Raw genomic sequence first — 23,758 nt, 5'->3', positions numbered from 1 at the left:
TTCAGACCGCCGAACGCTCGAAGACCCCCGAGGAGAGCATTAGATGAGTTCCGCCGAGGCCGCGACCGCCGGGCCGCGCAAATTCCGATTCGCTGCGGGCGGAGAGGGAAACGCCGAGGAGGGCGGGGCTCGGAAATTCATCAAGCTGGCGCAACAGGCCGAGGAACTGGGCTACGACAGCTTCATGATTCCCGATCACCTGGGTAATCAGGTCGGTCCCATCGCAGCGCTCGGGGCACTTGCCGTGGCCACCGACAAGATCCGGCTCGGCACGGCAGTGTTGGCAAACGGCTTTCGGCATCCCGCGGTGCTGGCCAAGGATGCGGCGACCATCGATGTTCTCTCGGGCGGGCGACTCGAGCTCGGTCTCGGTGCGGGGTGGATGCGCGAGGAGTACGACAAGGCAGGCATCACCTACGACCGTCCGGGAGTGCGCATCGAGAAGCTCGAGGAGACCCTCGAAATACTCGACGTGCTGCTGCGCGGTCAGGAATGCAATTTTGCGGGCAAGCACTACACGATCTCCGGACTGAAGGGCAGCCCTCGGCCCCGGCAGGGGCCGCGTCCCCCGATCTGCATCGGTGGCGGCGGACCGAAGATGCTCGCGTTGGCGGCCAAGCATGCAGACATCATCTCCGTGGTGCCGAGCACCTCGAAGGAAGGCAAGCTGCTGCTGTCGGGCATGACCATCGAGAAGACCCTCGAGCGCGTCGAGTTGATTCGCGCCGCCGCCGGGGACCGGTTCGACGACATCGAACTGAACTGGGCGATCACCACCATCGTCGTGACCGACGATCGAGAGCAGATGGCCGACATGGCGTTGGCCGCACTCGACAACGGCTACCCACCGAACGTGGACGTCGACGTCAAGTTGACCGTGGAGGACATCCTGTCGTCTCCGTACCTCGCATTCGGTACGTACGAGGAGATCGCCGATCAAATCCGTAACGTTCGCGCGCGAACGACGATGTCTTACGTCGGGGTTTTCCCTACTCAAATGGAAGCATTCGCGCCGGTTGTCGACTTGCTGAAAGGCGAGTGACGAAGGCGCGTGTCGGTACCATGTAGCTGGCCTCGAAGCCAGGTGCCAAACCGACACCGGTAGAGCTACTAGTCAGTAACATACAAAGCTGTTCGGTGTCCGTGCTCGTGCAGTCCGGCGTGCGGGTTCGGTTCACGCAGGCGGTACGGCAGCGGATTCGTGTCGGAGGAGATTGAAGTAAATGAGCCATAATTTCGATGATTTCATCGATGAGAACGGCCACATCACCATCGGTGAAGGGCAAACGCTCGTCCGCCACGTCGAGGTGAACGTTCAAGAGAATTCCGACACGCTGGCGTACCGCTTCGTCGACTATTCCCGCGAGCGTGACGGCGAGGCGCACGAGCTGACCTGGGCCGAGTTCGGAACACGACTCAAGGCGGTTGCGGCCCGCCTCCAGCAGGTCACCCAGCCGGGCGATCGAGTGGCCATCCTGGCACCGCAGGGTCTCGAGTACGTTGTCGCCTTCTTCGGCGCGATCTACGCGGGAACCATCGCGGTGCCCCTGTTCGATCCCGACGAGCCCGGACACACCGACCGCCTGCACGCCGTCCTCGGTGATTGCAAGCCCAGCGCCATCCTCACCGCAAGTAGCTCGGCCGCGGGTGTGCGCGCGTTCTTCCGTGCGCTGCCCGCCGCGGAGCGTCCGCGGATCATCGCCGTCGACGCCGTCCCGGACAGCGTGGGCGAGACGTGGGTGGAGCCGACGGCAACGCTCGACGACATCGCCTACCTGCAGTACACGTCCGGCTCGACGCGAACCCCGGCCGGCGTGGAGATCACCCACCGCGCGGTCGGCGTCAACGCGCTGCAGATGGTCGACAGCATGGAGATCAACCACGATTCGCGTGGCGTCACCTGGCTGCCGATGTTCCACGACATGGGTCTGCTCACCGTCATCCTCCCGGCGCTCGGTGGCAAATACATCACCATCATGAGCCCGCGCGCGTTCGTACAGCGGCCGTGGCGCTGGATCAAGGAACTCGCAGCCGTCTCCGACGGCGCAGGCACGTTCGCGGCGGCACCGAACTTCGCGTTCGAGCACGCCGCCCAGCGTGGTCTGCCGAAGAACGGCGAGAGCCTGGACCTGTCGAACGTCATCGGTCTGATCAACGGCAGCGAGCCCGTCACGACGTCGTCGATGAAGAAGTTCAACGACGCGTTCGGCCCCTACGGCCTGCCGAAGTCCGCCATCAAGCCGTCCTACGGCATGGCCGAGGCCACGCTGTTCGTCTCCACCAGCAAGCACGCCGACGAGGCCAAGGTCGTCTACGTCGACCGCACGGAGCTCAATGCAGGCAACTTCGTGGTCGTCGCCCCCGATGCACCCGGTGCAATCCCACAGGTTTCCACGGGAACGGTCGCCCGCAGCCAGTGGGCAGCCATCGTCGATTCCGAGACCGCCTCCGAGGTTGCAGACGAGCACGTCGGCGAGATCTGGTTGCACGGTGAGAATATCGGTCAGGGCTACTGGGGTCGCGAGACCGAGACCACCGAGACCTTCCACAACAAGCTCGTACACCGCAACCTCGAGGGCTCGCACGCAGACGGTGCTCCCGAGGGTGGCAACTGGATGCGTACCGGTGACTTCGGTGTCTATCACGACGGCGAGCTCTACATCACCGGTCGCGTCAAGGACCTCGTCATCGTCGACGGCCGCAATCACTACCCGCAGGACCTCGAGTTCTCGGCCCAGGAAGCCAGCAAGGCATTGCGTCCCGGCTTCGTGGCGGCCTTCGCCGTCCCGCTCAACCAGCTCCCCGACATCGTGTTCGAGTTCAGTGGCGCGGCCCTGACCAAGGACTCCGACGACAGTTCCGAGCAGCTCGTCATCGTCGCCGAGCGCGCACCCGGCTCCGGCAAGGCAGACCCGGCTCCGATCGCCGACGAGGTGCGTGCCGCAGTATCGGCACGGCACGGCGTCACGGTGCGCGACGTCCTCCTGGTCCCGGCCGGTTCCATTCCGCGTACGTCGAGCGGAAAAATCGCTCGACGCGCATGCAAGGCCGCGTACATCGAGGGCACGCTCCGCGGCGGCTATCAGCAGACGGCGTTCCCGGACGCCGAACTGCCCGACTGATCTCTGGGCGTCCCGTTCCTTCGATACATAGCTTGGTGAGTAATGGCTGAACAAGAGACAGACAAGATTCAGAGTGCGGACGGGACGGACCTCACGGTCGCCCAGCTGCGGGACTGGCTACGCAACTGGGTTGCGGACGCGACTGGGCAACCGGCGTCGGCCATCTCCGACGACCGTCCGATGGAGGAATTCGGTCTGTCCTCTCGCGATGCCGTCGCACTGAGCGGAGAGATCGAAGAGCTGGTGGGGGTCACCTTGACCGCCACCGTCGTCTACCAGCACCCCACCATCGCCTCGCTGGCCAAGATCATCATCGAGGGCGAACCGGACGAGCCGGTCGGCACCGTCGACGATGCTTTCTATACCAGCGGCGGGCAGTCCGGCGACGCACACGACGTCGCGATCGTCGGCCTGTCGTCCCGCTTCCCCGGCACCGGACACACTCCGGAGGAGATGTGGTCGCTGCTCATCGAGGGCCGCGACGGCATCACCGATCTGCCCGACGGCCGCTGGCAGGAATTCACCTCCGATCCCGTCATCGCCGCCGCCGTGGCCGCGACGGTGACCAAGGGCGGTTACCTCGACGACGTGAAGACCTTCGACGCCGAGTTCTTCGCGATGTCGCCCAACGAGGTCGTCAACGTCGATCCGCAGCAGCGGCTCGCGCTGGAACTGACGTGGGAAGCGCTCGAGCACGCGCACATTCCGGCCAGCTCGATCAAGGGCCGCCAGGTGGGTGTCTTCATCGGCAGCTCGTCGAACGACTATCAGCTCATTGCCGTGAGTGACCCGGCCGTGCACCCGTATGCGCTCACCGGTACGTCCACGGCCATCGTGGCCAACCGGGTGTCGTACTTCTACGACTTCCGCGGGCCGTCGATCGCCGTCGACACCGCCTGCTCGTCCTCCCTGGTTGCCGTGCACCAGGCGGTGCGCAGCTTGCGTACCGGCGAATCCGATCTCGCCGTGGCGGGCGGCGTCAACATGCTGCTCGCGCCGCCGATCACCGTCGGATTCGGCCAGACGGGCGTGTTGGCACCCGACGGCAAGATCAAGGCGTTCTCGTCCGACGCGAACGGCATGATCCGCTCCGAAGGTGGCGGACTCGTCGTCCTCAAGCGACTCGAAGACGCCGAACGGGACGGTGATCAGGTACTCGCCGTCATCGCCGGATCTGCGATCAACCAGGACGGCCGCTCCAACGGTCTGCTGGCACCGAACCCGGACGCGCAGGCCGACGCACTGCGCTTCGCCTACCGCGACGCCGGCATCAACCCGTCGGGCGTGGATTACATCGAAGCGCACGGCACCGGAACGATCCTCGGCGATCCCATCGAGGCGGACGCTTTGGGACGAGTGGTCGGCCGTGGCCGCGACGCCGACAAGCCGGCCCTGCTGGGATCGGCGAAGACCAACTTCGGGCACCTCGAATCTGCCGCAGGCGCAGCAGGATTGATCAAGGTGGTGCTAGCGATGCAGGCGAACAAGCTGCCCGCGTCGCTGAACTACGTGGGCCCCAACCCGTACATCGACTTCGACAAGGCGCACCTGAAGGTCATCCCGGAGGCCACCGACTGGCCGCGCTACACCGGCAAGGCCGTCGCAGGCGTCTCCGGCTTCGGCTTCGGCGGTACCAACGCGCACGTCGTCGTGCGCGAGTACGTCCCGGGTGAGACCGACGGCGTGTTCGACGCCTCGGCCGTGGACCCGGAGGCCGCTCTCGTCGAGGGTGTCACCGATGTCGCTGGTGAGGAACTGCCGATCGTTGCCGATCCAGAGCCCGTCGTGTCGGAGCCGATCGTGTCCGCGGTCGAGACGACCGATCCGGTAGCCGAGGCCGAGACCATCCTGGCGGAAACCGAATTGGGCTCGGAGACAGTGATTCTCGCTGTGTCTGCCGCTCTGCCGTCGCGCCGTAAGCGGGCTGCATCGGAGCTGGCCGACTGGCTCGAGACCGAAGAGGGCAGCACGACGTCTCTCGTCGACGTGGGCCGCACGTTGGCTCGCCGCAACCACGGGCGTTCGCGCGCAGTGGTTCTCGCATCCACCACGGCCGAGGCCATCGCCGGGCTTCGCGCCATAGCAGCCGGTAAGCCGGGCCCGGGCGTGTTCTCCGCGGATTCACCCGCGTCCAACGGCGCGGTGTGGGTTTTCTCCGGCTTCGGCTCGCAGCACCGCAAGATGGCATCGCGGCTGTACCGAACCAATGCCGTGTTCGCCGCCGAGGTGGACAAGGTGGACGAACTTCTCGTCGACGAAGCCGGCTACTCCATCCGCGAGATCATCCTGGACGACTCGCAGACCTACGAGTTCGAGAACTCCCAGGTTGCGATCTTCGTCATCCAGATCGCCTTGGCCGCAACACTTCGCGCGCACGGAGCCGAGCCGGCCGCAGTCATCGGACACTCGATGGGTGAGGTCGCGGCCGGATACGTCGCCGGTGGGCTGAACCTCGAAGACGCCGTCCGCATCATCTACGCCCGCTCGCGTCTGCTGGCCGAGGGCCAGGACGGTCTCGGCGCTGCCTCGCAGGGTGCCATGGCACTCGTGGAGTACACCCCCGACGAGGTCAAGACCCTCACCGATCAGTTCCCGCATGTGGAACCATGCGTCTACGCCGCACCGACGCACACCACGGTCGGCGGTCCGCGCGCCGAGGTCGAGGCTCTCGTCGAGATGGCCGAGGCCGCAGGCAAAATGGCTCGCCTGCTCGACGTCAAGGGGGCCGGTCATACCGCGGCCGTCGACGCGCTGCTCGGTGAGCTGGCCGCCGAACTGGCCGGAATCGAACCGAGCACGCTCACCGCCGGGGTCTACTCCTCGGTCGATCGTGAGGCGCACTATCGCGTCGGGCATGCGGCGATCCATGGCGTCGACTACTGGACCAAGGGAATGCGTCATCCGGTCTGGTTCACGCAGGCCGTCAATGTCGCTGTGGGAGATGGACATACAACGTTCATCGAGCTTGCGCCCAACCCGGTGGCGTTGATGTCCGTGGCCGCGACCGCGTGGGCTGCGGGTGTCGCAGACTCGACGCTGATCCCGACACTCAAGCGCAAAGAAGACGAGGCAGAGACGTTCCTGGCCGCGCTGGCGCAGCTGTACGTCCACGGGCACGCGCTGGAGTTGGCGACACTGTTCGAGTCCGGCCCGTACGCAGCCATCCCGCGTACTGCGTACCTGCGCAAGGAGTTCTGGCTCAACTCGCAGGTCAGCTCCAGTGGCAACACGCGGGTGCCCGGCGCACGCGTCGCACTGCCCGACGGCCGCCACGTCTGGGAAGTTCAGGCCTCGGCTGTCACCGGATTCGATGCACTCGTCACGGCTGCTGCGTCGCAGGTGTTCTCCGATGTGGCCCTTGGTGTTTCGGTCTCCCATGCTGCGGTGCCGAAGGTGGGCACGGTCGTCACCACGTTGACCTCGCACCTCGGTGGCGCGTCGGTTCAGGTGCACGCACACGAGGGCTCGGCGTTCACCCTGCTCCACGAGGCCGTCGTCACCTCGGGTGACGTGCGTCCGGAACCTGTTGTCGCCGTCGAACAACAGAGCTCGTCGCCGATGGAAGAATTGCCGGAGGTCGTCGAGACGTTCGGTGACCGTTGGGATCCGAACGGCAATCAGAAGCTCGAAGACCGATTGGCGATCATCGTCGCCGAGTCCATGGGCTACGCGCCCGAGGATCTCCCGCCCGAGGTTCCGCTGATCGAACTGGGGCTCGATTCGCTCAGTGCCGTCCGCATCAAGAACCGCGTGGAATACGAATTCGACATTCCCACAGTGCAATTGCAGGCCGTGCGCGACGCGAACCTGCTCGAGGTCGAGAAGTACTTGCGTTACGCAATCGACAATCGCGACGAGGTGCAGGCACTGGCCGACAAGCAGGCAGCAGAGAAGGCGGCCGAACAGGCTGCCGTCGAGCCGACACGGGTTGCCGAGTCGGCTCCTGTGGTGGAGGTGCCCGAGGCAGCCGTCGCCGCGCCGGCTCCCGCTGCAGCCCAGACCGACCTGGGCGGCAAGGAAGCGTTCGCCGAAGCGGCCGGGTCCGACGTACCGCCGCGGGACAACGCCGAGCGGATGACGTTCGCAACGTGGGCAGTGGTGACGAAGGAATCGGCGAAGGGCATCTTCAACACCCTGCCGATCCTCGACGACGAGACGGCCGAGAAGTTGGCTGCTCGTCTGACCGAACGGGCGGGCGGCGAGATCACCTTGGACGACGTCCTGGACTCGGAGACAATCGAGCAGCTGGCAGACAGGGTTCGCCCGCACCTCGAGGGCGGTGAGATCGACGGCGTCGTACGGAATTTGCGTGCCCGACCCGAAGGATCCACTGTCACACCGGTATTCGCGTTCCACTCGGCCGGTAGCTCCACCGTCGCCTACGAGCCGCTGCTGCGGAAGTTGCCCGCAGGCACCCCGATGTACGGACTCGAGCGTGTCGAAGGACCCATCGCCGTGCGAGCCGCAGAGTACGTGCCGCTGATCAAGGCAATCCAGCCCGAGGGACCGTACGTGTTCGTCGGATGGTCGCTCGGCGGCATCCTCGCTTACGAGGTGGCGCGTCAGATGGAAGAGGAAGGCATCGAGGTCGCCTACGTCGGGCTGCTCGACACCGTCATGGCCGGCGAGGAGATCCCGGAGACCAAGGACGAGGTGCGCAAGCGCTGGGAGCGGTACGCCGCGTTCGCGAAGAAGGCCTACAACGTCGACTACCCGATTCCCTACGACAAGCTGGTCGAGGCGGACGACGAGGGGCAGATCCGCATCATCACCGATCTGGTCAAGCTCAGCGGCGCAAAGATCCCCGGCGGCATCATCGAGCACCAGCGCACATCGTGGCTCGACAACCGCGCGATCCAGACGGCCGAACTCAAGCCGTACGGCGGGCACGTGACGCTGTATCTGGCAGACAAGTACCACGACGATGCAATCGCCCTCGAACCCGCGTTTGCCACCCGCGAAGAGCACGGTGGTTGGGGACCGGTGGTGGAAGACCTCGAGATCGTGTACGTCGGAGGCGATCACCTCGCTGTCGTCGACGAGCCGTACATTGGAAAAATTGCGGCCCATCTGTCGAAGACGCTCGAGAACATCGAGTCTGCAAGAACCGGAGCGTAGATCTTGAGTGGCACCACTGCGGAGAAGCTGGCCGAACTACGGGCGAGGCTCGAACTGGCCAAAGAACCGGCCGGCGAGATCGGGATAGCGAAGCGCGCGAAAAAGGGCATACCCAGCGCTCGCGATCGCGTCAACTCGTTGCTCGATCCCGGTAGTTTCGTCGAGATCGGCGCACTGGTGAAGGCCCCCAACGATCCCGGTGCCCTCTACAGCGACGGCGTCGTCACCGGTCACGGAACCGTCGACGGCCGCCCGATCGCAGTGTTCTCGCACGATCAGACGGTGTTCGGCGGAACCGTCGGCGAGATGTTCGGCCGCAAGGTCGCCGGCATCATGGACTTCGCGATCAAGATGGGTTGCCCGGTCGTCGGCATCAACGACTCCGGTGGAGCTCGTGTTCAGGACGCGGTCACGTCTCTGGCCTGGTATGCCGAGCTGGGTCGACGCCACGAAGCGTTGTCCGGACTGAGCCCGCAGATCTCGCTGATCCTCGGCAAGTGTGCCGGCGGTGCCGTGTACGCACCCATCAACACCGACATCGTCGTCGCCACCGAAGAGGCGTACATGTTCGTCACCGGACCGGACGTCATCAAGTCCGTCACGGGCGAGGACGTCAGCCTCGGCGATCTCGGCAGCGCACGGGTGCAGGCGGGCAACGGAAACGTTCACCACGTGGCAGCCGACGAGAAGGCGGCCTTCGAGTGGATCCGAAACTACTTGAGCTACCTGCCGTCGAGCTGTCAGGAAGAGTCTCCGGTGATCAACTCGGGTCTCGAGCCCGAGATAACCGACTCCGATCGCAAGCTCGACACCTTCATGCCCGACGCCGACAACGCCGGTTACGACATGCGCGACATCATCATGCGGATCTTCGACGACGGCGAATTTCATGAGATCGCCGGACAGACTGCGTCGAATGTCATCACCGGCTTTTCTCGCGTCGACGGGCGACCGGTGGCAGTCGTCGCCAATCAGCCGATGCACCTGTCCGGAGCGCTCGACGCCAAAGCAGCCGACAAGGCCGCCCGCTTCATCCGACTCAGCGATGCGTACAACATCCCCATCATCTTTCTCGTCGACACACCAGGATTCCTCCCCGGAGTGGATCAGGAAAAGCAGGGTGTGATTCATCGTGGTGGACGCTTCATTTACTCCTTCGTCGAAGCGACAGTCCCGAAGGTGACCGTGGTGATTCGCAAGTCCTACGGCGGTGGATACGCGGTGATGGGCTCGAAGCAGCTCGGGGCCGACATCAACTTCGCCTGGCCGACTGCCCGTATCGCCGTCATGGGTGCCGAGGGTGCCATAAACATCATGAGTCGCAAGCAACTCGCCGAGGCCGGAGAAAATGCACCGGCCCTGCGCAAGCAGCTGATCAACTTCTACAACGAGCATGTCGCAACCCCCTGGATCGCGGCCGAGCGTGGCTACATCGACGCCGTCATCGAGCCGTCGAGCACGCGCCTCGAAATCCGCAAGGCCCTGCACATTCTCCGGGACAAAGAAGTGGTCAAGAGTCCGCGTAAGCACTCGTTGCTCCCGATCTAGCCACACTGAAGCTGGGGCCGTCGTCCATCGGCGGTCGCTCCGCTCCCGTTCGCGTCAATGGACCACTGCACCGGTCAGACGTATGCAAAGGTCCATTCACGCATCCGCTTGTCCGGCGTCAATGAGCCACCGCACCTGTCAGACGTGTTCGATGGTCCATTCACGCGGTCGATTCGCGCGGAACCATGACCACATCCGGTCGAGGTCTGGCAAGGGCGTGCTGATAGTTCATCCGTAGTTCGTCGAGCACCTGGTCTGGCCGATCGCGGATGTCTTGCGGTGAATGGGATACGACGATCAGTCCGTGGGCCTGCATTCGGTTGCGTCGGGCTTGTGTCCGCTGGTAGTCGGCCGGTGACAGATGATGCGCGATGGAATCGATTTCTCGTGCCAATGCCACGGCGTCGATCCACCCGTCGGTGTTGGCGATGAACTCGCCGCTCCGGGCGTAGATGTCGCAGTTGTGTGTCATCGCAGGCAGCCCGCTGGTTCGGTAGAGTCGCTGGTCCTCGAGTTCCGCCACCGAGTGCGCGTTGTCCCGCAACTCGCGGAGTACTCGGCGGGTGAGCGCGCTGTAGCGACGTGGCCCTTCGGCCAATTCGGCGGCGATCTCGTCGATGGATACGCCGCCTCTCTGGAGCACCTCGGTCAGCAGAGCAACGCATCGCGCCTCGGATTTCGCGGCCCGTGTGGCGTCGACCAATGAACGCACCAGAGGAGCAACTCGGATGCTGCCCTTGGTGATCGGCTCGGGAAGCCGCCACGTCCGCTCTACTCGGACAAAAGACACCGATGCCCGACGCATCTCCGCGGGTAGCAGTAGATGAACCTCCCCGGCGGATCCGTTGGTGCCGTATCCGAACGAATCGAGTCCGACGCAGCCGGTGATCATGCTCTTCGGTCCGCCGTATGCAAGCGCCGCCGCTGACCGCTCGAGCGTCGACGGATGGCCGTTGCGCAGCAGTACGACACCCGGCAGCAACCGCTGCCACGGACCGCCGGCCGCGCATCTGCCGTCGATCGCTGCGTCACTCACGCCCGCTTCGCGAAGCTGCCGGCGCGTCACGATGCCGGTCGAGCTCAGGTCGAACAATGAAGCTGTGTTCCACAATCGTCTTCTCATGCCCGAAGAATGGAATTCGGCAACGACACGTTCGTCGCGTTTCGACGCTGTCGCCGGGTGTCTGTGGATAGCCGACGAGTCTGTGGATGGATCGGCTGCTACCGGTCGCGAGCCGGACGTCGCTGTCGGAGTTGGATGCTAAGGCGGCCTCGCGAAGGGTAGGCGAGCGTTTGCAGTCGTTGCCCCACCGGAGGGTGAATGGACCATTGACGCGCTCAGACGTATGCAACGGTCCATTGACCCACGACGGGCCGAACGTGAATGGACCCCTGCACGGTCGAGACGTGTGCAGGGGTCCATTGACGCGGAGCGGGGGGGCGGGCGGTCAGTCCTCGAAAACTCGCAGTTCGCCGTCCTTGTACCAACCCGATCGGGTGACGTCGGCGGTGTCGACGTCGGCGGGCACAGCGCTCGGGTAGTACTGCTCGTAGCGTTCGAGTGATCCCCAGTCCCTGGCCCAGTCGTTTTTCAGGTAGGTGGGGACGGTGATGGGCTTGGCGAGCAGTTCGGACCAGCCCAGTGGTCCGCCGTTCTCGCCCGATTGCCAGGTGTCGGTGGAGCTGACGGCGAGTGGGCGGTCGGGGAGGATGCGGTATCCGGGCACCTCGGCGACGCCGTATCGGTGGTCGAAGGGTCGCTGGCACGGGAACTGAAGTCCGACGGCCCAGTCGAGCAGAACGGGCTGCTCGCTGCCGATCATGGTGTTCAGGTTGTCCATCACCGGAACTCGCGGCGGGGTGAATGCGAGCCATTGGTCGCCGGTGAGGTTGGGGTCGTTGGCGACGATGCGGACGGCGTCGGCGTCAGGTGCGATGTCCGCCAACGGGATTCGGAGGTTGCGCCACGAGGGTGCCGGTCCGATGTCGCGGGGGAGGAAGGTGCCCTCGGCCTGGACGGTTCCGTCGGGCTGACGCTTGCCGTATTCGAGCAGCAGTGACTGTCCGTAGGTGAGGGCTCCGGTGTCGTCGTACGACCAGATGCGTCCGGCTGCGGAGAAGACGACCAGAGGCGCGTCGTCGCTACGAGCGGGCAGTTGGTACCAGCTCGACGTGGCCGACGCGGGTTCCTGGATGCCCTCCTGGTACGAGCCGAGTACCGGGGTGGTGGCGGGGTCGAGGCCGAAGGGCAGCGCTGCGTTCGAGCCGTTGACGCCGACGACGCCGGTGCCACCTGCGGTACCGGAACTCTGGCCTTCCTCGAAGGCGGGTCCGACGGCCTGTTGGTCGGTATTACCCTGTCCTGGTTTGACTTCCACAGCATCGGCGCTGAGGTCACTGGGAATACCGTTGGCCGTGAAGTTGCGCAGGGTGGAGCTCGATCCGCCGAGCGGGCCTGCGACGGCATCGAACTCGCCCGGCAACGGGCTGAGCATGCCTGCGTTGGGGTTGGACTCGACGAGCACATCGTTGGCGAGGCCGCACGAATTACCCAGGACCGATTGCACATTCGAGCGTGCGAGCGAGTAGGCGGGGTACTGCGAGACGGCACCCTTGACGAGCGAGAGCACCTCGAACAGCACCATGATTCCGGCAATGACGGTCAGTGGTGCGGCAGCGAACTTTCGGATGCGTTTTCCGCGCGCCGACGTCGGCTTCGGCTGTGGCGGAGCGTATCCCTCGCGCAGGTACTGGAAGGCCGCAACGGCAAGGACCAGTCCGAAGAGGATCAGGAAGAGGGTGCCCGATTCGTTGCCACCCAGTGACACCGTCTTGTCGAACCACGGCACGCCGTAGCTCGAGACGTACCAGTAGCCGTTGATGCCCGAGAACGACAGTGCGAGAACGAACATCAGCCCCGCTGCGAACAGTGAGCGGTTGCGCCGCGAACGCAGGGCGCTGGCCGAGACGGCCACGGCTGTCAGGGCGGCGAGCCCACCGGCGATTCCGGCGTAGGAACCGAAGTGGTGAGTCCACTTGGTGGGGTTGAACATCATGAAGAAGATGGTGCCGAGCACGACGCCGAGCAGACGCCAGGCCGGGCCGTTCGCAATGCCGGGGATGCGGCGACGTCGCAGCAGCACGAACAGCGTCGTGAACAGGCACAGGAGCATCGTCAGGAACGCGAAGCGGCGTGCGACGGAGCCGTCGACGGTCTGGACGAAAAGGTAGTAGTACCGCAGGAAGTCCTGGTACCAGGCCTCGTTGGGGCCGATGATGGTCCGAACTCGGGTGGACTCGATGACTGTTGCGTACGTCTGGTCGGCGAAGACCACGACGAGGACGAGCACACCGGCCGCGGCCAACGGTGCCAGCAGGGCGAGGGTGCCGACCTGACGGTGGCGTCGGACGACGATCCGCGCAATGGGCCGGGCACCGGCGAGAAGTGCTGCCACACACATCAATCCGGTGGGAGCGGCGGCAAGGGTGAAGGCTCCGATGAGACATGCTGCGGCGGCGGGCAGTAACCGGCCGGTGGCGATGGAACGCTCCACCGAGCACCAGGTGAGCAGTGCGCCGAGGGCGACGATCGGTTCGGGGCGCAGTCCGTTGTTGTACGGGAGCCAGAAGGCGAGGAACACCAATCCGCCGGTCCACAGCGCGACGTTGGACTTGCGTACTGCGCGCCCGAGGCGCGGAACCACCTCGCGGCTGATCACCATCCAGCACAGAACGCCGGCAATGAGGGCGGGCAGTCGCATCCACGGGCTTGCTGTCGAGATCTTGGCGAAGACGGCGAGCACGTCGTAGTACCAGCCGAACGGTGCTTCGGGTACGCCGAACCAGCGGAAGTAGTTGGCCATGTACCCGGAGTGGTCGGCTGCGCGGGCCATCGTGAGCAGGTAGCCGTCGTCGGAGGTGTTGGCACCGACGAAATGCCACCCCACCAGAACACCGAGGACGGTGACGTCGACACCGGTGAACTTCCACCAGTGGGACGGAAAGAAGCGGCGGTGTGCGCGGCGATCGGTGCCGTCGAGTCGTCCGAGTGCACCGATGGCCAGCGCGGTGCAGGCGATCGCCAGGATCATGATCAGCGACTTGAGCAAGGTCGGCGACGACGAGAAGCGGGAGTCGACGTCGACGGTGACGGACATGTCCGCGGGCGCCGCGCCGCTCAGATCGCTGAAGATGCCGACGACCTGGGGGCGCAAATCGCCGTCGAGCCGGCCTTGCAGAGGCTGGCCCTCATCGTCGGTCAATCCGGTGAAGGCTGCCGAGGTGTACTGATCGTTCGAGGTGATTTCGATAGCCGCGCAGCGAGTGCTCTGGACGTCGGCGCGAGGTGCCGTCGCGACCACGACGTTGCGATCGAGGACGTCGACGTTCGATTCGCCGACGCGCACGAACAAACTGTTCAGTGCAGCGCCCTCACCCTGCGGGGGCGCCGTCGCCAACAGCAGCCCACCCGACGCGGGGAGTGCGGCAACAGCAGAGCACGGCAGGGTCGCAGTGAGGCTCACCGGTGCCTGAGACACCAGCGGGGCGTCCACGTCCTGCAGGAGCCCGTTCTGCGGCCACGCGATGGTGGCTGTGGTCTGCGTGACAGGCGCGAACGGGGTAATCAGTGCGAACAAAACACCGAGCACGCCGGCCACCATGGCGATCAGCCGGGGAATTCGTACCTGAGCACGAAGTTCGTCCGAGGCTCGCAGAGGAGCGGGGACAGGGGGACCAGCTGATGAATCTGTCACGACGTCGGGCACGAGAGTCGATGTTATGCGAGCGTGACGAAGAGGTCACACAGGCACCGTCCCCGTAACCCTCCAAAAAACGGGACCTCAGTCTGTTTTCATCGGTCCGTCGCTGGCCGCTCCCGACCGAGGCTGCTGCTCGACGGCGATCTCGGCCGTCGCCGCGTCAGGATCGAGTGGCATGTATCTCTCGATCGATCCCCAGTCTCGGGCGTAATCGTCGGCAAGATACGACGGCAGCGTCTGCGCCCCGAGGAGCAGTTCGGTCCAGCCGAGTGGGCCACCGCCGATCGAGTCCTGCCAGGCGTTGGTGGATTCGGCCCCTGTGCGGTCGGGCAGAATCCGGTACTTCGGCACCTCGGCGACGCCGTCCCGATGATCGAACGGTCGCTGGCACGGGAACGCCAGTCCGACGGCCCAGTCCAGCAACACCGGATCGGTCGATCCGACTAGCGAGTTCAGCGTCTGTGTCTTCGGGACGCGCGGCGGGGTGACGGCAAGCCACTGATCTCCGGCCAGATCGTTGTCCTCGGCGACGATGCGAACCACGTCTGCCTCGGCCGGTAGATCGCTCATCGGGACCCGGAGATTGCGCCACGACGGCGACGGGCCGATATCGAGAGGCGTCACGCGGCCCAGTGCCTGCACGTCGCTACTGTCGCGGCGGCCGTATTCGAGTTCGACGCGTTGGCCGGGGGTGACGATGCCGTCCTTGTCCACCGATCGGATTCGGCCTGCGGCGGCGATGCCGATCAGGTCGCCGCGGTCGGTGTCGGAGAGCTGGTACCAACCGGAGGTCAGTGATGCAGGCTCGGTGGCACCGAAGCTACCCAGCACCGGAGTGGTCGCAGGATTCAAGCCGAAGGGCAGGGCGACTGCGCTGCCGTTGATTCCGACGTTCTCGTTGGTACCGCCGGAGGTGCCCGCAGAGTTCGACGACGTTGCCGCCGCGCTCTGTTCGGAGTCCTCGGGCCGGATGGAGTTGGCGCTGCCCTGCGCCGTGTCCTCGGAGTCTGCGGTCAGATCTTGGGCGACGCCGCCGGGCGTGAATCCGGTACTACCGCCCGCTCCGAGTGCGTCCGCCGCGGGATCGATCGGTTGTAGCACCGAGCCGTTGACGTCGGTTTCCACCTGCACGTCGCCGGCGAGTCCGCACGAGTTACCGGCGAGCGCCGAGAAGTTCGAGCGGGCGGTGGAGTACGCCGGGTATTGCGCCACAGCACCTTTGGCGAAGGAGAGCACCTCGAAGGCGACGACGACGCCGGCGACGACGGTCAGAGCGGACGCCGCGAATCGGCGTCGAGTGGTGGGTTCTGTTCTGCGATAGGGCATTCGGACGTGTTGGTAGGCGGCGTAGAGCAGCGTCAGAACCGTCAGGCCGAGCAGGATCGTCGAAAAGCCCTTGCCGGCAATGGACGGCGGCTTGTCGAACCACGGAATTCCGTAACTCGACACGTACCACCAACCGTTGGAGCTGGTGAACGCCACCGCCGTCATGAACAGAACCGCGGCAGTGAACAGGGTTCTGTTGCGCGGAGATCGCACGGTCGCTGAGGTGACGGCCACTGCCGCCAATGCGGCCAGCGACGCCGCGAGGCCGGCGTAGACACCGAAGTGGTGGGTCCACTTGGTGGGAGTGAACATCATCAAAGCCAATGCGCCCAAGATGATTCCGAGTATCCGACGCGACGGCCCGGTGGCCGTGCCGGGGATGCGTCCGTTCTTGCGGAGCATCACCGCGATGCACACGACGATGCACAGCAGCATCGCGAACATGCCGAACCGTCGGGCGAGCGAGCCGTCGGGTGAGATGGTCATCAATGCGTCCCAGCGCACGCGTTCTTCGAACCACGGCACGTTCGGTCCGATGGCCGAGCGCACTCGGGTCGCTTCGAGCACGGTGCTCAGCGTCTGGTCGGCGAAGATCGCGATCACCACCGCCAGTCCCGACGCCATCAGCGGCGCGAGAACGGCGAGCAGGCCCACCTCACGCGCTCGCTTGACCACGATAATCACCAATGGGCGCAGCCCGGCGAGCAGAGCAGCGACGGCGATCAATCCCGTGGGTCCGGCGGCGAGCGAGAACGCGGCGATCAGGGTGCCGATGGCGGCGGGCAGCAGTCGTCCGGTGGCGATGGCGCGTTCGATCGAGCACCACGTGAGCAGTGCGCCGAGAGCGATGATCGGTTCCGGGCGCAGTCCGTTGTCGTAGGGCAGCCAGAAGGCGAGGAACACCAGCCCCGCGGTCCACAGCGCGACGCGGTTGGTCATCACCGCGCGACCGAGGCGAGGGATCACTTCTCGGCTGATGACCAGCCAGCACAGCAGCGCTGCGATGGTGGCGGGCAGGCGCATCCAGATGCTGGCGGTGCTGACCTTGGCGAGAGCAGCGAGCATGTCGTAGTACGGCATGCCGAACGGCGCTTCAGGGACGCCGAACCAGCGGAAGTAGTTGGCCATGTAGCCGGCATGTTCGGAGACGCGGGCCATGTTGAGCAGGTAGCCGTCGTCGGAGGTGTTCGCCCCGATGAAGTGCCACAGCACCAGAACACCCACCACGACTGTGTCGACGCCGGTAACGGACTTCCAGCGCGAGGGAAGGAATCGTCGGTGGCGTCGTCCGTCCATGCCGTCGAGCCGATGCAGCGCGAACAGGGAGGCGATGACAGCGAGTGCGCCGACGATCATCGCCAGCAACTTGAACGTCGTCGGAGCGGAGGAATAGCGCGAGTCGATGTCCACGCGCACGTTCAGGCCTTCGACCGGTGCCGTGAGATCGGTGAAGACGCCGACGACCTGCGGCCGGATGTCCCCGTCCACGGTGTTCGCTTCGCCGTCGAGGTCGACGACCGTGCGGGTGGCGTTCGACGACACTGTCAGCGCGCAGTTACCGCTCAGCTCGTCGATGGGTGCCTCGGCGAGAACTCGATCGCGCAGCAGCACCTGCAGTAGGCCGTCGTCGACCCGAACGATCAGTGCCTTCTGCTCGGTTTTTGCCGCCGCGATGGGTGCGGTGGAGACCAGCGTGCCGCCGTCGGTGAGAGCAGTGGCCGCGCTGCACGGAACGGTTGCCTCGAGGTCGACGGGCGAGTAGCTCACCAGCGGGGCGTTGACGCTGCCGAACGAGCTCTGCGGCCACGAGAGGGTGGCGACGTCCTGCTGAACCGGCAGCAGGGGAGTCGCGATGGCCAGAACCGCACCGATGATGCCGGTGACGATCGCTATCAGCCGGGAGGTCTTGAGGTTCGGAGCGGTGTCGGGCACGCCGGACATGCTATTGGACGAGCGTCCGCACATCCCACACCCACACGTCGCCGGTGTACTTCGGCTGGACACCGAGCAGTTCGGTGACGGTGGTGCGCAGTGCAACGGTTCGCGTGCTGGGCGGCAGTACGACGACGTCCGCCTCCCAGAACGTCAGATCCTCGACGGCCTGCGCGCGTTGATCGTCGGTTATCTCCGGGACAGTGCCTTGGTCGTACACCGAGCCCAGCAACAGGGCCGTCGGCCGGTCGACGGCTCCGTACTTGGCAATCTTCTCCTCTTGATCGCTCGGTCCGACGAAGTATCCGGCGGCCAGCTTGAAGCCCATGTCGGCGTCCATCTGCCAGCGCAGCGGACGCGCGTCCTCGGGCCGTGGCAAGGGGACGGTGACAACGGAACCGTCGTCGACGTAGTTCTGCCACTCTCCGTCGGCGAAGAACTCCGGCGTCGGAGACTTGTCGACGGCGACCAGCGGCGTCGGGATCAGCGGAACGAGTGCGAGGGCGAGTCCGGCTATCCAGAACGCAGGTAATGGGCGCAGCCCGTTACGGAAGGTCCGATCGGTGGCCAGCACGAGCAGTAATGCCAGCGCAGGTACCGCGCCCAATGCGAACCGGGTCTCGAGGACGGATTCGACGAGTGGATACTCGGCGAGCTTCGTCCACGGCAGGGTGACGCCGGTGTCGTTCTTACCGATCATCAGCGTCGCACCGAGCGAGAGCACACTCATGACGACGGCGGTCGCCGCGGCGGCACGGGCGCAGGCGACGCGCCACATCCACAACGCCGCCACCAGGCACAGCACCAGCAGCGGCCAACCGAAGTACGCGTTCTCCTCGGTGGCGTTGATGCGAACGTTCTGCCCCGGAGTCGCGACGCCACCTATCGACTGCGTCGGGAACTGGAACAGGGCCTTGGCGTCGTTGCCCATCGGTCCGTGTTCGAGGAAGGAGTACGACTGCGGTCCGAAGAACTGCCACCACAGCGGAAGCGCAACGATCGCCAGCGCGATACTCGCGGAGACAGCGAGCCGGGGCACGGCATTGCGAACAGCCGGCCACAGCAAACGGGGCCGGGACACGTAGTAGACGACGGCGAAGATGGCGAACGACATCGCAAAGATCAGCAGCGGCTCCTCGCCGAGCAGGATCTGCAGCGCGACGATCAAGCCGAGTCCGACGGTGTTCTTGGTGGTTCCGCCGCCGTGGGCGATGCGCGTGACCAGCATCGCGATGACGGGGAGCAAGAACAGCACCACGAAGTTGGGGTGGCCATTGGCGTGGGAGATTGCACCGGGCGCGAAGCCGCACAGCGCACCGCCGATCGCGGCCGCGCCCTTGGAGGCGTTCAGCTGACGCGAGAACAGCCAGTACCAGGCGAAAGAGGTTCCGGCGAGGCCGGCGGTGAGGGCGATTGCCCAGGTGACGGTCGGTCCGAAGAGCAACGTGATCGGGGCCAGCGGAATCGAAATGCCGAACATCGCCGTGTTCGCCATCAGATTCACTCCGAGTGGGTAATTCTGCAGGTCACTCGACAGTGGGTTGTCCAGATGCGCGACGGCATGGGCGGCAACGGAGAAGAACCACTCCCACATCGTCTGGTCCTGGCCGCTGTTGTACAGGTAGCCGCCCGAAAGATTGCGCCACTGACCCTGCAGGACGTACACGGCGGCGACGAGAAATCCGACTGCCGCCACGACGTCACCACGCCCGACGCCTGCGTGCCGCGAGGGTGCCGTGGTCGGCTGCCGCTCGAGAACGCTCTGGTCGTGGGTGGTCATCGCGTCGAGGTTACAGAAAGATCACGGTAGGCGAAAACTAGAACGACCTGGGTCACACGTCAAGCAGTGCGTACCACCAGCGCGAAGGGTCCGATGTCGGTCACGGTGAAGCGTGGATCCTCGAACAGTGCTTCGGGGAAGGTCACGGTGTAGCGGCGCACGTTGGGGTCGTTGGGGTAGACGTCCTCGGCCAGGCGCAGGGTGTAGCCGTCGGCACCGCGTCGGAACAGGAAGGCGTCCGGTGCGCGCCACTGGCTGGTGTCCAGTGCGTCGACCAATTGATCGGGTGTCTCGAGCTCGGTCCACTGCTCGATGGCGGCGGCTCGCTGATCGAATTGCGCCAACGGGTTGGCGTAGTGCGAGGTCAGTCCTTGGAAACCGAAGTACGGGTAGTAGCTGAGGAACGAGGTGTCCGCCGTCAGTACGACGGTGTCGTCGCGCGGTCGACCGGTCTGCTCGGTGAGGGCGTCGTCGACCTCGCGGTAGTACGAGACCGCGCTCGGTGGGCGCATGTCGGCGCGGTTGCCGTCACCGTCGGTGTCGGAGTAGGCGACGGTGATCTCGCTTTGCAGTACCTGGGGGATGTTCTGCGCGAAGGCCATGGCACCGATGATCGCCACTGCGACGGCGGCGATACGGAACTTGGGCGGCTCGTTGATGGCCTGGTAGATCGCGTGACTACCTTCGAGAAAGCCGAAAACGCCTGCGCTGCCCAGTAATACGATCAAGACCGCTTCGAGTCGGAAGGAAAGCAACGTGGTGCCTGCGGCCGTGGCGGCCATGGACAGCAGTGTCCACAGGTAGATCGAGACGACGCCGACGCCGAGTGCCTGCGCTCGGCGCGAGGAGGAGAAGCGCACTGCCAGCCATACCGTGCCGATCAGGCACAGCGCACCCGACATCGAGAACTCGAACATCGGGAAGGGAAGTGTCGCACCGGCTTCGGGCAGGTAGTGCAGGGCTGTGCCCGACGTCGACGGCGCGCCGCGCAGGAAGTCGATCAGGTACGGCAGCCACACGGTCGCGGCGATGACGCCGGAAATGGCGGCGATCGCGGCGACCTTGATCGCGATGGGCACCAGTACGTTCCAGGTCTTGCGCTCGCGATACGAGAGAACGGCGGCAAACAGGGCCATGAGCACCACGGTGAACGCGGCCAGACCCAGGTACAGGGTGTAAAACGTCGCGGCCACTCCGAGGAAGAGGCCGGTGCCTGCCGCCGCGCCCCACCCGCCGGCCGCTTTTCTGTGCAACGCACCCCATGCCAGCAAAAGAGCAGGGGCGAACAGCAACACGATGACGGCGCTGTATGCCTCGGGGGAGGCGTAGGCGACGACGAGTGCAGTGGTGACGGCACTGACGGCGACGGCCCAGTCGCTGCGAATCAGTGCCTTCCACAGCACGAATGCGACCACCGATGTGACGGCGAGCAGCCCGATTGCGTAGGGCTTGAATACTTCCCACCCGTCCATGCCCAACACGTTGCCGACCCGTCCGCCGAGCCAGAACCACCCGGCGGGGTAGAACGGCGGGATGTCGGTGTACGTCATGTCGCGCAACGACGCCGAATCGGTCAGGCGCGTCAGGTATTCGGTACGGAATTCCTGGTCGACCGAGATACCGAACAGGTACAGCTTGGTTGCCGCCAAGGGCATGCCGAGGGTGACGGTGACGAATCCGGACAGACCGACCCACGCCGCAAGTCGAGCGATCCACGGCCACTTGCGGATTCGATACAGGTATGTCGACGTGGCGAACAGTGCCGCAGCTACTACCTGGCCCAGGGTTGTCAGGGCGCGAGTGACGTTGGACGAGTTGAACGCCGGCCATTGAACCAGTGAGAAGGCATACAACCCGACCGTCGCCACCACGACAGCAACGATCACACCGAGAACGATTTCTCCGACGGCAGAAGCAGTTCTGCGGGCCGGTGCAACCCCGACAGTCATGCAGTTAAATGGGCAGCTTGCGGAAGATCGGCCGCGGTACGTGCCGCAGCACCATCATCACCAGACGCCACGGCGCGGGAGTCCAGATGAGCGGAGTGCCCTTGCGCGACGCGTTCACCGCGAGCTTCGCGATGACCTCCTTGTTGACGGTCATCGGCGCTTCCTTGACGTGCGCGCTGAACTTGGTGCGCACCATGCCCGGGCGAACGACGGTGACGCGGGGCCCGAACTCGCGCAACGCTTCTCCGAGTCCGAGGTAGAACCCGTCGAGTCCGGCCTTGGTGGAGCCGTATACGAAGTTCGAGCGCCGAACCCGCTCGCCTGCCACCGAGGACATGACGATGATGCGGCCGTACGCCTGGGCCTTCATCTTCTCGCCCAGCAGCACACCGACCGACACCGAAGCGGTGTAGTTGATGTTCGCGGCGAGGACGGCCTTGCGTTGGTCCTGCCAGAGCTGCTCGGCATCGAAGTCGACGGCGAAGGCGACGATGGCGACATCGACGTCACCCTTGGCCCAGGCGGCGTCGATGACCTTCGGGTGCGACGCGGTGTCGAGTGCATCGAAGTCGATGACGTCGACGGACTTCGCGCCCTTGGCGGTCAGTTGTGCGACGGCACTTTCGCGCAGCGGGTCGTTCGGCAGCGCGGCGAGGATGACACGTGCCGGAGACTTCGACAGGTACTCCTCGGTGATCGCGAGACCGATCTCGCTGGTGCCACCCAGAACAAGAATCGTCTGGGGGTTGCCTACGGCGTCTATCGTCACAGCAGTTCCAGCCTTCTAGCCATATCGGAGGCGAAAACGCCTGTGGGGTCTACAGATCGACGGACCTTGATCCACTCGTCGATCCGCGGGTACATCGAATGGAACGTCTCGGCGTCGGTGCGCGAATCCTTCGCGGTGTAGAGACGACCACCGAATTCGAGCACGCGCTTGTCGAGTTCGCGCACCATCTCGTTCAGGCCCGCCTTGATCGGGAAGTCCATCGCGACGTTCCAGCCGGCCATTGGAAAGCTCAGTGGCGCTTTGTTTCCCGGGCCGAACAGCTTGAAGACGTTCAGTGCCGAGTACTGACCGGAGCGCTGAATGAACCGGATGATGTCCTTGAACTCCTCGAGCGCCTCGGTCGGAACGAGGAACTGGTACTGCAGGAATCCCTTGGGCCCGTAGCCTCTGTTCCACTCACCGACGAGGTCGAGTGGGTGGTAGAACTGCGTCAGGTTCTGCACCTTGCCGGTGTAGTTGCCGCCCATGCGGTAGTAGGCCTCGCCGATCATGGACATCGACAGCTTGTTCAGTCCGCTGATCGGGAAGATATCCGGCACCGTCAGCAGCTGTGGCGCGTCGAACTTCAGCGGGTCCTTCTGCAGTTTCGCGGGAAGTTCGTCGAATTTGGCCAGCGAGCCGCGGGTGATCGTCGCGCGCCCGAGCTTCGGCGGCGCGCTCATGACGTCGAACCATGCGCTCGAGTACGTGTAGTTGTCCTCGGTGCCGTCCTGGTGCGCAGCGACGGTCTCGTCGAGGCTCTCGGTGCGAAGGCCGTCGTTTTTGAAGTACGCCGTTTCCGTCGGAGTCATCTCGATGGTGGCGCGCAGGATGATGCCGGTCAGGCCGTTGCCGCCGACCGTGGCCCAGAACAGCTTGGCGTTCTTGCCGGTCGGTGCCAGGTGGCGGATCTGACCGTCCGCAGTGAGCAGTTCCATCGAGCGGACGTGGTTGCCGAAGCTGCCCGCGCTGTGATGGTTCTTGCCGTGGATGTCGCAGCCGATGGCTCCACCGATGGTGACCTGACGCGTACCCGGCAGCACCGGAACCCACAGGCCGAACGGCAGCGCAGCGCGCATCAGCTGGTCGAGGCTGACGCCGCCGTCCAGATCGACGATCCGCGTCGCGGTGTCGATGCTGTAGATGCGGTTGAGCGCTGTCATGTCGATGACGAGCCCGCCGGAGTTCTGCGCATTGTCACCGTAGGAGCGGCCGAGGCCACGTGGAATGACGCCTCGTCGCAGGTACGAAGGCTTGGAGTCGTTCTGCTCGGCGACCTGCTTGACCGCGTTCGCGATGAGCTCGGGGTCGGAGGTGGCGAGCACCTCTCCGGTCGATCGCGCGGTGCGGCCGAATCCGGAGATCGTGCGGGTCTGCGTGGGTAGCGGCGCAGTGTTCCCGGTCTGTGGTTCCAGGGGGAAGAGTGCGTCGTCGGCTGTCGTGGACATCGCTCA

General features: G+C 65.0%; 11 protein-coding genes. 4 read left to right on the top strand and 7 right to left on the bottom strand.

The annotated features are described in order from the left end of the window. Positions 1-43 precede the first annotated feature (43 nt). From QM797_RS01485 to QM797_RS01470, 4 genes are all read left to right on the top strand, one after another. Positions 44-1,042: an LLM class F420-dependent oxidoreductase gene (locus QM797_RS01485; RefSeq protein ID WP_283273363.1), complete on the top strand. Its 999-nt coding sequence runs from the start codon at positions 44-46 to the stop codon at positions 1,040-1,042. Between the two features lie 181 nt (positions 1,043-1,223). Next, positions 1,224-3,122, top strand: a complete 1,899-nt coding sequence (gene fadD32, locus QM797_RS01480) for a long-chain-fatty-acid--AMP ligase FadD32 (RefSeq protein WP_283273362.1) — start codon at positions 1,224-1,226, stop codon at positions 3,120-3,122. 42 nt (positions 3,123-3,164) lie between these two features. Next, the gene (gene pks13, locus QM797_RS01475; protein WP_283273361.1) at positions 3,165-8,240 is read left to right on the top strand and encodes a polyketide synthase Pks13; all 5,076 of its coding nucleotides are present in this window, start codon (positions 3,165-3,167) and stop codon (positions 8,238-8,240) included. Positions 8,241-8,243: 3 nt separating this feature from the next. Continuing rightward, positions 8,244-9,788 (top strand): acyl-CoA carboxylase subunit beta, encoded by a 1,545-nt coding sequence (locus QM797_RS01470; RefSeq protein ID WP_283273360.1) that lies wholly within the window; start codon positions 8,244-8,246, stop codon positions 9,786-9,788. 160 nt (positions 9,789-9,948) lie between these two features. Here the strand turns inward: QM797_RS01470 and QM797_RS01465 are convergent, their stop codons facing one another. The 7 genes from QM797_RS01465 to dprE1 form a co-directional block, all read right to left on the bottom strand. Continuing rightward, positions 9,949-10,911: a hypothetical protein gene (locus QM797_RS01465; protein WP_283273359.1), complete on the bottom strand. Its 963-nt coding sequence runs from the start codon at positions 10,909-10,911 to the stop codon at positions 9,949-9,951. Between the two features lie 325 nt (positions 10,912-11,236). Beyond that, positions 11,237-14,554 (bottom strand): arabinosyltransferase domain-containing protein, encoded by a 3,318-nt coding sequence (locus QM797_RS01460; protein ID WP_502942243.1) that lies wholly within the window; start codon positions 14,552-14,554, stop codon positions 11,237-11,239. Between the two features lie 75 nt (positions 14,555-14,629). Further along, positions 14,630-17,815 (bottom strand): arabinosyltransferase domain-containing protein, encoded by a 3,186-nt coding sequence (locus QM797_RS01455; RefSeq protein ID WP_502942242.1) that lies wholly within the window; start codon positions 17,813-17,815, stop codon positions 14,630-14,632. A gap of 1 nt (position 17,816) precedes the next feature. Next, positions 17,817-19,586, bottom strand: coding sequence for a glycosyltransferase family protein (locus QM797_RS01450; RefSeq protein WP_283273357.1), 1,770 nt, complete (start codon positions 19,584-19,586; stop codon positions 17,817-17,819). A gap of 59 nt (positions 19,587-19,645) precedes the next feature. Continuing rightward, complete coding sequence (locus QM797_RS01445; RefSeq protein ID WP_283273356.1) at positions 19,646-21,535, bottom strand: galactan 5-O-arabinofuranosyltransferase; 1,890 nt, start codon at positions 21,533-21,535, stop codon at positions 19,646-19,648. A 4-nt stretch (positions 21,536-21,539) separates the two neighbouring features. Continuing rightward, positions 21,540-22,304, bottom strand: a complete 765-nt coding sequence (dprE2, locus tag QM797_RS01440) for a decaprenylphospho-beta-D-erythro-pentofuranosid-2-ulose 2-reductase (protein ID WP_283273355.1) — start codon at positions 22,302-22,304, stop codon at positions 21,540-21,542. Next, the gene (gene dprE1, locus QM797_RS01435; RefSeq protein ID WP_283273354.1) at positions 22,301-23,752 is read right to left on the bottom strand and encodes a decaprenylphosphoryl-beta-D-ribose oxidase; all 1,452 of its coding nucleotides are present in this window, start codon (positions 23,750-23,752) and stop codon (positions 22,301-22,303) included. Before dprE1 ends, dprE2 begins: the two co-directional genes overlap by 4 nt. Positions 23,753-23,758 lie beyond the last annotated feature (6 nt).

It is taken from the genome of Rhodococcus sp. IEGM 1381 (assembly GCF_030056795.1).
Classification (GTDB): domain Bacteria; phylum Actinomycetota; class Actinomycetes; order Mycobacteriales; family Mycobacteriaceae; genus Rhodococcoides.
This window is presented reverse-complemented; position numbering and strand designations above follow the sequence as displayed.

Coding starts and splice junctions, on each gene's coding strand:
- QM797_RS01485 (WP_283273363.1), top strand. CDS start 44: ATGAGTTCCGCCGAGGCCGCGACCGCCGGGCCGCGCAAATTCCGATTC.
- fadD32 (WP_283273362.1), top strand. CDS start 1,224: ATGAGCCATAATTTCGATGATTTCATCGATGAGAACGGCCACATCACC.
- pks13 (WP_283273361.1), top strand. CDS start 3,165: ATGGCTGAACAAGAGACAGACAAGATTCAGAGTGCGGACGGGACGGAC.
- QM797_RS01465 (WP_283273359.1), bottom strand. CDS start 10,911: ATGAGAAGACGATTGTGGAACACAGCTTCATTGTTCGACCTGAGCTCG.
- QM797_RS01455 (WP_502942242.1), bottom strand. CDS start 17,815: ATGTCCGGCGTGCCCGACACCGCTCCGAACCTCAAGACCTCCCGGCTG.
- QM797_RS01450 (WP_283273357.1), bottom strand. CDS start 19,586: ATGACCACCCACGACCAGAGCGTTCTCGAGCGGCAGCCGACCACGGCA.
- QM797_RS01445 (WP_283273356.1), bottom strand. CDS start 21,535: ATGACTGTCGGGGTTGCACCGGCCCGCAGAACTGCTTCTGCCGTCGGA.
- dprE1 (WP_283273354.1), bottom strand. CDS start 23,752: ATGTCCACGACAGCCGACGACGCACTCTTCCCCCTGGAACCACAGACC.